This is a genomic window from Marinomonas algicola, assembly GCF_014805825.1.
GTDB classification, from domain to species: Bacteria; Pseudomonadota; Gammaproteobacteria; order Pseudomonadales; family Marinomonadaceae; genus Marinomonas; species Marinomonas algicola.
Genome location: NZ_CP061941.1, coordinates 711,867 through 724,524 on the forward strand (window position 1 = coordinate 711,867; position 12,658 = coordinate 724,524).

11 protein-coding genes are annotated in these 12,658 nt (G+C 41.8%); 4 read left to right on the top strand and 7 right to left on the bottom strand.

Going from position 1 to position 12,658, the window contains the following annotated elements; translation table 11 throughout:
• The first annotated feature begins 26 nt into the window (after window positions 1–26).
• The 3 genes from gpt (at window position 27) to IEZ33_RS03150 (ending at window position 1,513) form a co-directional block, all read left to right on the top strand.
• Entirely contained in the window at window positions 27–521 is a 495-nt protein-coding gene (gene gpt / locus IEZ33_RS03140) for a xanthine phosphoribosyltransferase (protein ID WP_191602275.1), read from the top strand.
• Window positions 522–699: 178 nt separating this feature from the next.
• Window positions 700–1,110, top strand: a complete 411-nt coding sequence (locus IEZ33_RS03145; protein ID WP_240009618.1) for a DUF2914 domain-containing protein — start codon at window positions 700–702, stop codon at window positions 1,108–1,110.
• A 70-nt stretch (window positions 1,111–1,180) separates the two neighbouring features.
• Window positions 1,181–1,513, top strand: coding sequence for a DUF1904 family protein (locus IEZ33_RS03150; RefSeq protein WP_191602276.1), 333 nt, complete (start codon window positions 1,181–1,183; stop codon window positions 1,511–1,513).
• 75 nt (window positions 1,514–1,588) lie between these two features.
• Here the strand turns inward: IEZ33_RS03150 and astB are convergent, their stop codons facing one another.
• The 4 genes from astB to IEZ33_RS03170 form a co-directional block, all read right to left on the bottom strand.
• Window positions 1,589–2,938 carry an N-succinylarginine dihydrolase gene (gene astB, locus IEZ33_RS03155; protein ID WP_191602277.1) on the bottom strand — a complete coding sequence of 450 codons (1,350 nt, stop codon included), beginning with the start codon at window positions 2,936–2,938 and terminating at the stop codon, window positions 1,589–1,591.
• A 93-nt stretch (window positions 2,939–3,031) separates the two neighbouring features.
• Window positions 3,032–4,528 (bottom strand): succinylglutamate-semialdehyde dehydrogenase, encoded by a 1,497-nt coding sequence (gene astD / locus IEZ33_RS03160; RefSeq protein WP_191602278.1) that lies wholly within the window; start codon window positions 4,526–4,528, stop codon window positions 3,032–3,034.
• A 30-nt stretch (window positions 4,529–4,558) separates the two neighbouring features.
• The gene (gene astA, locus IEZ33_RS03165; RefSeq protein ID WP_191602279.1) at window positions 4,559–5,596 is read right to left on the bottom strand and encodes an arginine N-succinyltransferase; all 1,038 of its coding nucleotides are present in this window, start codon (window positions 5,594–5,596) and stop codon (window positions 4,559–4,561) included.
• 55 nt (window positions 5,597–5,651) lie between these two features.
• Window positions 5,652–6,665, bottom strand: a complete 1,014-nt coding sequence (locus IEZ33_RS03170) for an arginine N-succinyltransferase (RefSeq protein WP_191602280.1) — start codon at window positions 6,663–6,665, stop codon at window positions 5,652–5,654.
• Between the two features lie 211 nt (window positions 6,666–6,876).
• On the opposite strand from IEZ33_RS03170, the gene IEZ33_RS03175 reads away from it, so the two are divergent.
• Complete coding sequence (locus IEZ33_RS03175) at window positions 6,877–7,143, top strand: DUF1653 domain-containing protein (protein WP_191602281.1); 267 nt, start codon at window positions 6,877–6,879, stop codon at window positions 7,141–7,143.
• 71 nt (window positions 7,144–7,214) lie between these two features.
• On the opposite strand, the gene IEZ33_RS03180 is transcribed toward IEZ33_RS03175, so the two are convergent.
• From IEZ33_RS03180 to IEZ33_RS03190, 3 genes are all read right to left on the bottom strand, one after another.
• A complete protein-coding gene (locus tag IEZ33_RS03180; protein WP_191602282.1) occupies window positions 7,215–8,189 on the bottom strand; it encodes a LysR family transcriptional regulator in 975 nt (324 codons plus the stop codon).
• Between the two features lie 69 nt (window positions 8,190–8,258).
• Window positions 8,259–11,339, bottom strand: coding sequence for an efflux RND transporter permease subunit (locus IEZ33_RS03185; RefSeq protein ID WP_191602283.1), 3,081 nt, complete (start codon window positions 11,337–11,339; stop codon window positions 8,259–8,261).
• Window positions 11,340–12,449: an efflux RND transporter periplasmic adaptor subunit gene (locus IEZ33_RS03190; protein WP_191602284.1), complete on the bottom strand. Its 1,110-nt coding sequence runs from the start codon at window positions 12,447–12,449 to the stop codon at window positions 11,340–11,342. It lies immediately after the preceding gene.
• Window positions 12,450–12,658 lie beyond the last annotated feature (209 nt).

The window sequence follows — 12,658 nt, forward strand, 5'->3', positions numbered from 1 at the left end:
GATTTTGTCTGTAGAGGAATTGTAAAATGGATCCATATTCAAAAGATTTCCCTGTTTCTTGGGAAGAGTTACATCGTAATGCACGGGCGTTATCTTGGCGCTTGTTAGAAAAAGGGCCTTGGAAAGGGATCATTGCGATTACTCGAGGTGGACTGGTTCCTGCCGCTATTATTTGTCGGGAATTAGACATTCGTTTAATTGATACAATTTGCATCGTTAGCTATTCTTCAGAAGGTAAAGAAGCTAAGCATCAAGGTGAATTGAATGTTCTTAAAGGCGTCGAAGGTGACGGTGAAGGAATGTTACTTATTGATGATTTGGTTGATACGGGTAGAACGGCGCAAAAAGTAAGAGAAATGTTACCGAAAGCTCACTTTGCAACCATCTTTGCAAAACCGGCTGGAAAGCCTTTGGTGGACACATTTGTAACAGAAGTGAGTCAGGATACTTGGATTCGTTTTCCTTGGGATATGGAATACACTTTCTCCAAGCCACTGGCAGACCGAAAAGAGCCAGTTTAAGTTATTTTGCTAACGAGTCTTTTTATTTTTATAAAATAGTACCCAGTTAGATAAATTTTCACCTAAACTGATTAATCTATTAGAAGTATTCATAAGAGTCATGCTTTTTGTTCATATAGGTCTGTTAAAGCATTACTTTGGATGACGTATTATTTTATAAATTAAATAGGGATTATGTATGATGTGGCGAACAATAATTAAGTTATGTTCTTTGGGCATTTTGTCGTTTTGTTTAGCTCAACCAGCTATGGCATTAGTCGCTCGTGCTCAATTTTCTAATGATGTTATTGATCGAGAACCCATTAATGATATTGGCGATACCATTAAGGTTGCTTACGGTGAAATCCAGCGTGTGTATTTCTTCACGGATTTAAGGGATATGTCGGGTCATACAATATTGCATCGATGGTTACTTGATGGTGAAGTGCAGGTCGAATTAGCCTTTGATATTGGTGGTGATCGTTGGCGTGTTTGGTCAAGTAAAAAATTGATGCCAGGTTTTGATGGTCTATGGACAGTTGAAATTGTTGATGATGGTGTGGTTATTGAATCTCGCTCATTTAATTATGTCGATGATTTCGATTCGTAAGACTCAGTGTCGTGTTATATAAAAAAGGCTTATTAAATTAGGCCTTTTTTATATGTTATAGGAGAGAGTTATGCCTCATATTCGTGTTAGAGGAATGTCGTTTGAAACATTGGAGTCTATCTCTGAATCTTTAATTGAGTCATTAGCAGACATCACCGATACGCCGAATTCCCATTTTACATTGGAGTATCAAGCGGCAAGTTACCTTGTCGCAGGTGGATCTTCCCCCGCTTATCCTTTTTTTGAAATTGTTTGGTTTAACCGTGGGGGTGATGTAAAAGCAAAGATAGCGGCTTATATTGATGATTTAGTTAGACCATTAATCGTAACTGGGCAAGATATCACAGTGATGTTCCATGATACTAAAGGGGCGGACTACTTTGAAAATGCGGAGCATTTTTAAAACTCTGATTATTCATCCTACCCACCTATAAAAAAGGCGCTTATAACTAAAGCGCCTTTTTTTCATCGTGAGTCCTTAACCTTTTTGAAAATCGTATACACTGCCAAGCTGCATAATTTGTGTTAATTCATCAAGCGCCGTTCGGCTTTCCATTAACAACAATGGGTCAGCTAGATCTTTTTCGATTAAACGATCTCGGTAGTGCTTATCGACCCATTGATTCAGTGTCATGTATAAGGTGTCATTCATTAAGCAATGGGGATTTACCGCGGCATGCTCAGCTGAATTCAATACGACTCTTAGGCGTAGGCAAGCCGGTCCACCACCATTACTCATACTTTGCTTTAAGTCATATACTTTAACGGCATTTATCGGACCATTTCCTGCCACGAGGCTATTCAGGTAGTTCCATACAGCTGGAATATTCTGACATTCACCTGGGACAACAATAGTCATATCATTAGCACCATGACTCAGTAGTTGGCTATTAAACAAGTAAGATTTGACACAGTCTTCAACTGAAACGAGAGCACTCGGTACTTCAATAAAGTGGAATTTTTCTGCACTGTTGCCCCAAGCAGAAAGAATGTCTTGTTGCATTTTTTCTGTATTGAGAAAGGCTTCTTGATGATAAAAGTGCGCGTTACGATTACCAACCGCAATAACATCGTTGTGGAACACACCCGCATCGATTACTTGGGGGTTTTGTTGAGCGTAAACGGTTTTGTTTTCTGACAAACCGTGCAGACGAGCGACGGCTTGAGACGCTTCTAAAGTGTGTCTTGCCGGGAACTGAGAGGGTCTTGGCATAGAGGCGTCAAATGCGGCCATGCCGTAAACAAAAAACTCAATGCCTTGCTCGCCGTATTCAGGGCAAAAGCGAGTGTGGTTAGCGGCCCCTTCATCACCAAAGTGATCAACACTAGGCAAGGCTGGATGATGAGCAAAGAATTCAGGGTTATTAAATGTGGCCGCTAAAATCGCTCCGGTCGTTTCATGCTCGATAGAGCGATGGAACTTATTAACAAGATTCGCTGGTGTAAAATGAATACGCCCATCTTGTGTGTCGGTACTGGGTGAGACGGTCGCCGCATTTGCCGTCCACATACATGAGGCCGAACTGGCGGCGGCAAGAATTTTAGGGGCTTGTTTGGCCGCTTGTTCGAGGACTTTTGCATCCGACCCAGTAAAGCCTAAGCGACGTAAACTTGGAATATGAGGGCGTTCATGTGGCGCTAGAACACCCTGAATAAATCCCATATCCGCTAAGGCTTTCATCTTTGTTAACCCTTGTTTAGCGGCTTCTTTCGGATTAGAGGGTTGATCAACGTTGTTTAATGAAGCGACATTGCCAAATGAAAGGCCGCTGTAATTATGTGTTGGTCCGACTAATCCATCAAAATTTGCTTCATTTGCCTTATTCATTAGAACCTCTTGAAATAGAAAAAGGCGACTGAATCTTTACTGATGAAACAGTCGCTTAGTGAATGTTGTTACATCACATGGCTTAGTTTTTACTTACAAGGTTAGACCTGGAACGAGCTTTTCTGGTACTGCAAGCGTGTCTACTTCAATACTGGAGACTGGATAAGCGCAATAGTCTGCCGCGTAGTAAGCGCTTGCTCTATGGTTGCCGCTTGCACCTGTTCCTCCAAATGGAGCGGCACTGGAAGCCCCTGTTGTCTGGCGGTTCCAATTAATTATACCGGCACGGCTATGGCGGAAAAACCAATCGTATTCTTCTGCATCATCGGACAGAATCCCTGCTGATAAACCAAATTTAGTGTTATTGGCAATCGTCATGGCCTCATCCAGTGACGTGTAACGAATGACCGTTAATAATGGGCCAAAATGCTCATTATCAGGCAATGAAGCCAAAATCTCTGTTGCATCCACAATACCAGGCGTAATAAACCCGGTAGCGCTTGGTCCACGACTCATTGGATACAAAGGCTGTGCGCCTAACGTGATGAGGTTATTATAAGCTTGCAATAGACCATCAGCGGCTTGGGATGACACAACAGGACCCATAAAGGGTTGTTCTGCAGCGTCGAAACGGTCGATGTTAAGTTTGCTGGTTGTCTCGAGCAGTTTGGCTATAATGGCATCACCGTGTGTCCCTGTTGGTACTAACAAGCGACGAGCACAGGTGCATCGTTGGCCAGCAGAAATAAAGGCTGATTGGATAATTTCATGTACTGTTGCGTCTATGTTCTGTGTCTTTTCAGAGACCAGAAGAGGGTTATTTCCCCCCATTTCTAAGGCAAGGATTTTACCCGGATGCCCCGCAAAATCGTTATGCAGTATATGGCCCACTTGAGGGCTTCCTGTGAAAAATAACCCATCAATACCTTCATGGTTTGCTAACGCAACGCCGGTTTCACGTTCACCTTGAACCATATTTAGAACACCAGAGGGAAGACCCGCTTGTTGCCAAAGTTGGATGACGAAGTCCGAGGTGGCAGGTGCTTGTTCACTTGGTTTAAGGACAACAGTATTACCCGCCATTAAGGCTGGTACTATATGACCATTAGGCAGGTGGCCAGGAAAATTATACGGGCCAAATACGGCGACCACGCCATGAGGTTTGTGGCGAAGTCGAGCTGTAGCGCCGGGCATCGGTGTTGTTTTCTCTCCGGTTCTTTCGTTATAGGCCTGTTTCGAAATCGCTACTTTGCCGACCATGGCGGCGGCTTCCGTACGCGTTTCCCAGATTGGCTTACCAGTCTCACGGCTAATGGTATGGGCGATTTTTTCACTGTTTTCTTTTACTAACTCAGCGAAGCGGTCAATAATCATTAAGCGATCTGTTAAATCCGTATTAGCCCAACCTGCAAAAGCACCGCGTGCGGCTTTAATCGCATCATTAACCTGTTCCGCGCTAGCGCTATTACTTTCCCAGACCAAAGAGGCGTCAGATGGGTCTATTGAGCGACTTGGACTACCTTTACCTTCTACCCATTCTCCATTAATGAAATGAGCTTGTTTAACTGAGTCTACTAAAACTGTGTTCATGGATTGCTTCCTTCATGAGTAACGTTGGAGTTAATGGCGAGATGACAATTCAACAATGCGGACTGTGTCTTTATGTTTAATACACAGATTATCAGCTTCTTCTTGGTTCAAAGTAATGGAGCTACCTGGAGTGTCAATACGTTGGATGAGAATGCATCGGAAATTCGCCAGCTTGGTGTTTGACACCATAAAGTAGGTGCCTTCATTGAGGCTTTTGGGTTGCCCAACATTGGCAATGGCTAAGCGACTGTTACGAACCGCTCGAATATCTTGCACTCTTGCCTCTATTGTTGGTCCACCATCAAAAATATCGACGTAGTTTTCGTATCGAAAACCTTCTTGCTCTAAAAGGCGTAATGCGGGTGCTGTTTTATCATGAACTTTTCCGAGAACATTTTTTGCTTCGTCGGTTAACAATGAGACGTAAACTGGGTTGTTTGGCATCAGTTCGGCGATAAACTGCTTTCCTCCAAGAGAGGTCATTTCATCGGCTTTTTTGAAATCAATAGAAAAGAAGTGACGCCCTAGACTTTCCCATAACGGAGAGCGTCCATTTTCATCGCATATGCCTCTCATTTCAGCGAATACTTTTTCGGTAAAACGTTCTGGAAACTGAGCTAAGAACATAAAACGGCACTTGGATAAAAGCTGGCCGTTCTTAGAGTGACGATAACCTTCGTCTAGGAATAATGTGCAAAGCTCACTAAAGCCAGTGTAGTCATTGTTGAGTACAAGCGTTGGCATGATGTTATGAACATTTAGCTCGCGAGAGGAGTGCACTAGGTTACCTAAGTGGTAGCTGTAGAAAGGCTCGTCTAAGCCTACCGTTCCTAGAATGCCGCTAGTACCGACAATTTCACCTGTCTCTGAGTCTTCTAATACCAGCAGATAGCTTTCATCAGAAGGTTCATCAATATTTTCTTTTTCAAAAGAAGCGACGGACGCGTCTATTTTTTTTGTCAGAATGCTGTTATCGGGAATTAAAGACGTGAAACCGACGCCTGTTTTTTCGGCGAGTTTGTATAAGGCTTCTAGCTCGTCTTTTTGTATTGGTCTAATGATCATCATAATCTTAAGTCTCGTAAATGGCTAAAATAAAGCGTATTAAATGGATGGCATTATTTTATAAAGTAATCCATTGGATTTGTTCGCCTTCACTAATTTGGAGGCGCTGTTGTGTGGCGGTTTCTATTGTTAATTGATCCTGATGATCATATGCTGGGGCGACCGTTGCTCGAAAGTCTCCCAACTTTCCTTTTGCAATTAAATGCATAGGGGCATTACTTAAGCCTTCATCTATTGTCATCGAGCCCGTTTTGCTGTTTACCACAGTGTGTATATCTTGCAATTTTGATTCTACTGTCGGCCCGGCATCGAAAATATCGACGTAATTACGAAACTGGAAACCTTCTTCTAAGAGTATTTCGGCACTCTTATCCGATTCCTCATGCACAACTCCGATCACGTCTTGTGCTGCTTGCGGCAACGTTGGTACGTAAATTGGGTAGCGTGGCATTAGGTCAGCGATAAAATTTTTATTGCTGACCCCCGACAAATAATCCGCCTTTTGAAAGTCCATAGAGAAAAAGTGCTTTCCTAATGAATCCCAAAATGGTGAGAAGCCATGACGGTCACTTTCACCCCGCAGTTCGACAAAAATTCTTTTGGTAAATCGTTCTTGATGTTTTGCCATAAAAAGCAGCCTAGCTCTTGAAAGTAAAGACATCGCAATATGGTTTTGATGGGCTCTGTCTACCACAAGAGCCATCATGCGGCTGGTTCCATTGTAGTCATGACATAGAAACAGTGCGGAAATTCGGTTGTGAATCTGCATTTGTGGTGAAGCGTGTACCACTTCATCAATACGATAGCTATAAAAAGGAGTATCCGTACCAACCATGGCTTCTAATCCACAGGCTCCAACAATAACATCACGGCTTGTATCAATAAGAACGAAGCTGTATGACTCTTCACCTGGTTGTTCTATATTGGCCAACATAGAACGTTTTGATGAGGCGATAAGGTCATTTAGTCGATCTCTGTTCGCCGGGAAATTCGTAAACCCTATTCCAGCTTGTTGAGCGAGGCGCTCCAATGCCGGTAAATCGGAGAAATCAACTGGCCTGACTAAATACATGATTAATCTCCTCGTAATGGGTTGAATAAACTTTTGCTATGCGTTATTAAATTTAGTCTTTATATTGGTTTGATAAAGGTTTTCTTATGCACATAATAAGGTAAGTATTATTCAGTAATATGAATAATGAAAGTAGATGCAAACTTTCAAATTTGCGACAAAATATTCTAAATAATGATCTTAAAGGTCAAAAATTCAAAAGAAGAGGTTTATGGAAACGATTGAAGCGGGTTTATATCGTCACTTTAAAGGAATGGAGTACTTGGTTGAGAATGTGGCCAGGCACAGTGAAACAATGGATCAATTTGTTGTTTATCAGGCATTGTATGGTGATTTCGGTTTATGGGTTCGTCCCATAGGCATGTTTAAAGAAACGGTTGTTATTGGTGGAGAAGAGATTCCCCGATTTCAGCGAACCGGAACCTTAGAAGACGCTAAAGAAAGACTTGCTCACCTTTTGAAACACCCTGCTGAGTAAGCAAAAGGTAAAGCAAACTGTTGTTAATATCAGGTCTTTTTGGTTTATCAAAAACACGACTTTAATGTTGTTTAGGGTGGTGTGATCCAAGGCGTTTCTCTCATTAGTTGAATCACTTTTTCTCTGAACCAGCGATGCGCAAGATCATTATTATTTCTTTCATGCCAGCATATTTGGATCGGGTGACGCTCTTCATAGGGAGCTATTTCAGAGACTTCTTTTGGCAAAGGGAAAATTTTAACCCTTGAACCTTTGTCGTTCATGACGGTACGGAAGAGTTCACCGACTGAACGAGAGACAAGAAACGCCATACCACGTTTCACCGCTTTCATTGCAACCATTAAACTTTCCGTTTCGAGAGCGGGTTCTAAATTGTAACCTTGCTGCTGTAGCTTATCTAATGTGTTGTAAAAGTAGTAATCATTGTTGTGGTGTTTGATATGATGTGTGGCAAATTTATGACTTATTAACTCTTTTAAAGACAAGGTTTCATTATCAAACAAAGGATGTTGAGCGCTCAAAATAATGCAGCCTTCGGTGTGGCCAACAAGTTTCGTTCTGATGTGGCCTGGTGTAGTGACTAAAGGACTGATGCCAATATCGACGATTCCATTCAAAATACCGTCAAAACTGCTTTCGGACCAAGTGCTAATTGACATGAGCGTATTGGGCGCTTCAACATGGAGATAATCCAATAGAGGCTCAATAAAACTTTCTAGCTCACAGTCGCTTACGGCCAATCTAAAGCGTCTATTCAGGTTATGAATATCTAGGGAAGCGGGCTCCATTAACTCCGTCAAAGATCGTAAAATAGGCTTTACTTGTTGGTGGAGTTCGCTGGCTCTTGACGTTGGGCTGAGTCCATAGGCTTGGCGAGTAAAAAGCGCATCATTGAATAAATCTCGTAACCTTTGCAAACTTTTACTGAGTGCCGGTTGGGTAAGATTTAGTCGTTCAGCGGCTCTTGAAACACTGCCTTCTTCCATTATGGTAACAAAGGCGATCAATAATTTAATATCGAGCTTTGAAATGTCTTCTATACGCATAATTTTCTCGCATTTAATGATCGAATAACAGAGAGATACCGTTCTCTATTATTCGATCAATGTTACGTTTTATGAAAAGTCTTTTTGTGGACGATATTTAACTCGGAACAACAGTGAGTAAAATACAGGGACAGCCACCAAGGTAAGAATGGTCGCAAAACCTAAACCAAAGGATATGACAACGGCCATCCCCTCAAAGAAGGCATCAGACAATAATGGAATCATACCTAAAATGGTGGTGATTGCCGCCATACAGACGGGTCTTACACGACTGACAGCCGAAAGAAACACGGCTTCGTATGTTTCTGTTCCTTGGTCAATTTCAACGTTAATTTGATCCGCTAAAACAATGCCGTTTTTGACTATCATGCCGGATAAGCTTAAGAAGCCAAGTAAAGACATGAATCCGAAAGCCGTGTTCATCGCAAGTAAGCCGAATGATACGCCAATCAGAGCCAAAGGCACGCAGAACCAAATTACGAGGGGAACTCTAATTGAGTTGAATAACAGTATTGAAATAATGAACATAAACAAGTATCCCATTGGCAATGCCTTAAAGATATTGGCTTGCGCATCCGTACTGCTCTCATACTCGCCACCCCATTCCAAACTGTATCCTTGAGGTAATTCAAGCGCTTCAACGGGCCCTCGGATGCGTCCGAAAACAGCCATCGCGGTTTCATCTCCAAGAATTTTAGGGTCGGCTAATATAGAAATGGTGCGTTTACGGTCTAAACGTTCAATAATGGGGTCTTCCCATACCACTTCAAAACCAGAAACCACATTGGATAATGAGATATAAGCACCAGAGGCTGGGCTGTATATCTGTAAATCACGTATCTGATCGATTGAAAGTCGCTCATTTTTTGGGGACGTTTGTATGATTGGCAGAAGGTCCGTACCAGAGCGGTAAGTGCCAACACGAGAGCCAGTAAAGTTAGTTAACATCACATTGTCTAGGTCGGTTTTGCTAATGCCTAAACGACGAGCTTGAGCATCATCAAAAATTGGGCGTAATACTTTTACTCTTTGACGCCAATCGTCTTTAATGTTTTCTAGCCCACCATCTTGATGGTAAATATCTTGAATTACTGTACTGTATTTACGTAAAACATCCGGATCTGGGCCAATGATACGTGCTTCAATTTTTGCACCGCCAGCTGGCCCTAATTGTAATCTCTCAAGCTTTACCTCAAGGTCAGGGAAGTTTTCTTGCATTTTGTAGTACAGATCTTCAATTAAGCTTGGTATGACCTCAGAGTTTTTTGTACGTATGATAAATTGAGCGTAACTTGAGTTTGTTTGCTCCGCGTTGTACGTCAACATAAACCGTGGCGTACCCTTACCTGTAGTAGAAGTAACAAACTCGATTCTTTCATCTTCAGTTAATACGGTTTTTTCAATGTCTTTTACGGTTTCGTAAGTGGAATTAATATGGCTTCCTTCAGGAAGTTGAATATCCATATACAACATTGGCGTCGTAGAGGGTGGGAAGAAAGCTTGTTTAACAAACTGAAATGCCCATCCTGCTGTGACTAATGTGATGATTAACAACAGCACAGTAACCCAACGAAAACGCATGGCTTTATCTAACAGCCATTTATACGCCGTGAATAAAAAGCCTGCATAAGGGTCTTTTGTTTCGTGGTTACTGTCATTACTTTTTAACGTTTCTTTAAAGAAAAGATCACAAAAAAACGGTGTTAAGGTAATGGCGGTAATCCAGCTCAAGAATAATGAAATAAGAAGAACATAGAATAATGACCCAACAAACTCTCCGACGGCGTCTGGTGATAAACCAATAGGAGCGAAAGCGGTAATGGCGATGATAGTCGCGCCTAAAAGTGGCCATTTTGTTTGTTTGACGACAGAGCTGGCGGCTTCTCGTTTTGTCATGCCTCGTTGCAAGCCGATTAGAATACCTTCAGTTACGACAATGGCATTATCCACCAGCATTCCCAGAGCAATAATCAGACCCCCTAGGGAAATACGTTGTAAGTTGATGGCAAAATAATCCATGACAATAAAGGTGCCAAGGATGGTTAACAGTAGAATTAAACCAATTAGTATGCCCGATTTGATGCCCATGAAAACAAGCAAGACAAGCACAACGATGCCGACAGCAGCAAAAAGATTGAATAAGAAATTAGACACAGAATTGTCGACTTCTTTTGACTGGAAGTAGACGGTATCCATGCTAATGCCAATAGGCTGTTGGTATTGCAACTCATCGATACGTTTTTCTAAGGTCTTGCCAATATCAACAACATTGACGCCAGAGGAGAATGACACTCCTAAAAGTAGGGCGCTTTCACCATTGTAGTTGATAAAGTTGGTTTGCGGCTCTTGGTACTCTCGTTTGACCGTAGCTATATCGCTTAAACGAATCAGATTACCTGAGATTGGTGTGCCAACAACCAGGTTTTCAAGCTCCGAAATGTCCTTGAATTCGCCCGTTGGGCTGATTCGAATGTACTCAGAGCCAACGGTTACATTACCTGCGTTAGACACGTTATTTTGAGTCGCTAGCAGATTTTTTATCTGATCGGGAGAGATGCCCATATTAGCCAGTTTCGAGCGAGAAATCTCAATGGTGACTTGCTCCGTTTGTTCTCCAGCCACCGTTACCCGGCTTACACCATCAACTAACACTAGCTCGCGCTTGATGTAGTCAACGTAGTTCTCTAAATCTTTATAGGGATAGCCTTCACCGTGTATGGCCAGCATGACGCCATACACATCGCCAAAATCGTCCGCAATAATCGGCGTTTGCACACCTTCTGGGAAGGTTGGTGTGATATCACGAATTTTTTTACGCATTTCATCCCAGATTTGCTTAAGCTGATCGGCACGGTACGTTTCTTTAATCGTTACTTGAATTAAAGAGTAACCTGCTTTTGTGGTTGATTTTATTTTATCAACGTACAGCAGATTCTGTAATTCCGTTTCTATCTTGTAAGTCACTTCTTCTTCGACTTGCTCAGGCGACGCGCCTGGGTAGTTGGTAATCACTAATGCGTCTTTGATGGTAAATTCAGGGTCTTCTAATTGACCTAGATTCGTAAAGGCGACCGCACCACCAATTAAGAGGATAAGTGTAATCATCCAACTGGTGACTTTTCGTTCTATGAAATAAGCTGCAATATTCACTTATATGCCTCTCTCTCTAGTCCAAGGACGAACGGGGGTATCTTGATTTAGGCTGTGTACACCTGCAGATACAATACGTTCACCGTCCTTAAGCCCTTCAACGATCTCAATGGTGCTTTCTTGTAAGGTACCTGTTTTAACAATTCGACTTTCTACTCGATTTGTGTCTGGATTAAAGACCCAAACAGTACGATGTGAATCACCTGTTTCAGTGTGGGTTTCTAAAACCGATTCTACTGGTACCAGAATGTTTTGTTTTACCGCTAACAATTCACCAATATTGATATCAACACTGGCGGTCATGCCTGGTAGTAAAGTGATGCTATCATCGTGATTTTCTTTAAGGCTTAAGGTGACGTCGTACGCTTTTGTCGAATTATCCGGCGTTGTGTTGTGCTTTTTGTATTGGCTTTTGAAGACATTGCTTGGTGCTGCATCAATCACAACATTAGGTTGATAGATCACTTCATGACTTTGAATATTAATAATTAATTTTTCAGGAACTTGGAAGACAACATCCAATTGTTTAATATTTTGGATATGAATTAACGCTTGTGTTGCGTTTACATATTGAAAGTTTTCAGTAGAAACGGTTGCGATAACGCCATCAAACGGTGCGGTTAATTTGGTATAAGACAGCTGATTTTTGGCCTGCGTCAACGCGTTTTCTGCTTGATCCAAATTGGCTTTGGCTTCATCAAATTGAGCTAGCGTTGTTGCATTTTGCTTATAAACAGACTGTACTCGGTTAAAGGTGGCTTTTGCCAAACGGTAATTCGCTTCAGCTAGGTCTACCTTTAATTGAAAGTCTTTTGGATCAAGTTGCGCTAAGAGATCGCCTTTTTTAACCTGTTGCCCCGCAATGACATTAAGGGTTGTCAGTTGGCCACCTACACGAAACGCTAAATCCGCTTCTTGGCTCGCTTTCAGTTCTCCGGGAAAGCGTCTTATATTGAGTGCGTTTTGTGAGTTAATGGTAAAAAGCTTTACCGGACGAATAATATCTGGTTTAACGTCTGTTTCAGCCTTTTCACCTGAACATGCACTTAATAATAGAGAGGCGAGTAGAGCCGTGCTCATTGCCAGCGAATGTTTGAAATGGTTTTTCATTAAATTCTCCGAGAGGAACTTAGGTAATTGTGAATAACTCTATTTTATATCTCTTTATTGTAGATATGAATTTCTATTTAGGTATGCTTGATATGAAAATAAGGCATATCTCTTTGAAAAAAACTTGAAATAAGTAAATATCGTGCAAAGAAACGGTTTTTTAAAAGGAGACATTGTGCGCTAGAAACAATAAGATTATTTCTATCGAA

Bases quoted from the DNA above. Each gene is read 5' to 3' on its own strand.
- gpt (WP_191602275.1), top strand. From the start codon at position 27: ATGGATCCATATTCAAAAGATTTCCCTGTTTCTTGGGAAGAGTTACAT.
- IEZ33_RS03145 (WP_240009618.1), top strand. From the start codon at position 700: ATGATGTGGCGAACAATAATTAAGTTATGTTCTTTGGGCATTTTGTCG.
- IEZ33_RS03150 (WP_191602276.1), top strand. From the start codon at position 1,181: ATGCCTCATATTCGTGTTAGAGGAATGTCGTTTGAAACATTGGAGTCT.
- astB (WP_191602277.1), bottom strand. From the start codon at position 2,938: ATGAATAAGGCAAATGAAGCAAATTTTGATGGATTAGTCGGACCAACA.
- astD (WP_191602278.1), bottom strand. From the start codon at position 4,528: ATGAACACAGTTTTAGTAGACTCAGTTAAACAAGCTCATTTCATTAAT.
- astA (WP_191602279.1), bottom strand. From the start codon at position 5,596: ATGATGATCATTAGACCAATACAAAAAGACGAGCTAGAAGCCTTATAC.
- IEZ33_RS03170 (WP_191602280.1), bottom strand. From the start codon at position 6,665: ATGTATTTAGTCAGGCCAGTTGATTTCTCCGATTTACCGGCATTGGAG.
- IEZ33_RS03175 (WP_191602281.1), top strand. From the start codon at position 6,877: ATGGAAACGATTGAAGCGGGTTTATATCGTCACTTTAAAGGAATGGAG.
- IEZ33_RS03180 (WP_191602282.1), bottom strand. From the start codon at position 8,189: ATGCGTATAGAAGACATTTCAAAGCTCGATATTAAATTATTGATCGCC.
- IEZ33_RS03190 (WP_191602284.1), bottom strand. From the start codon at position 12,449: ATGAAAAACCATTTCAAACATTCGCTGGCAATGAGCACGGCTCTACTC.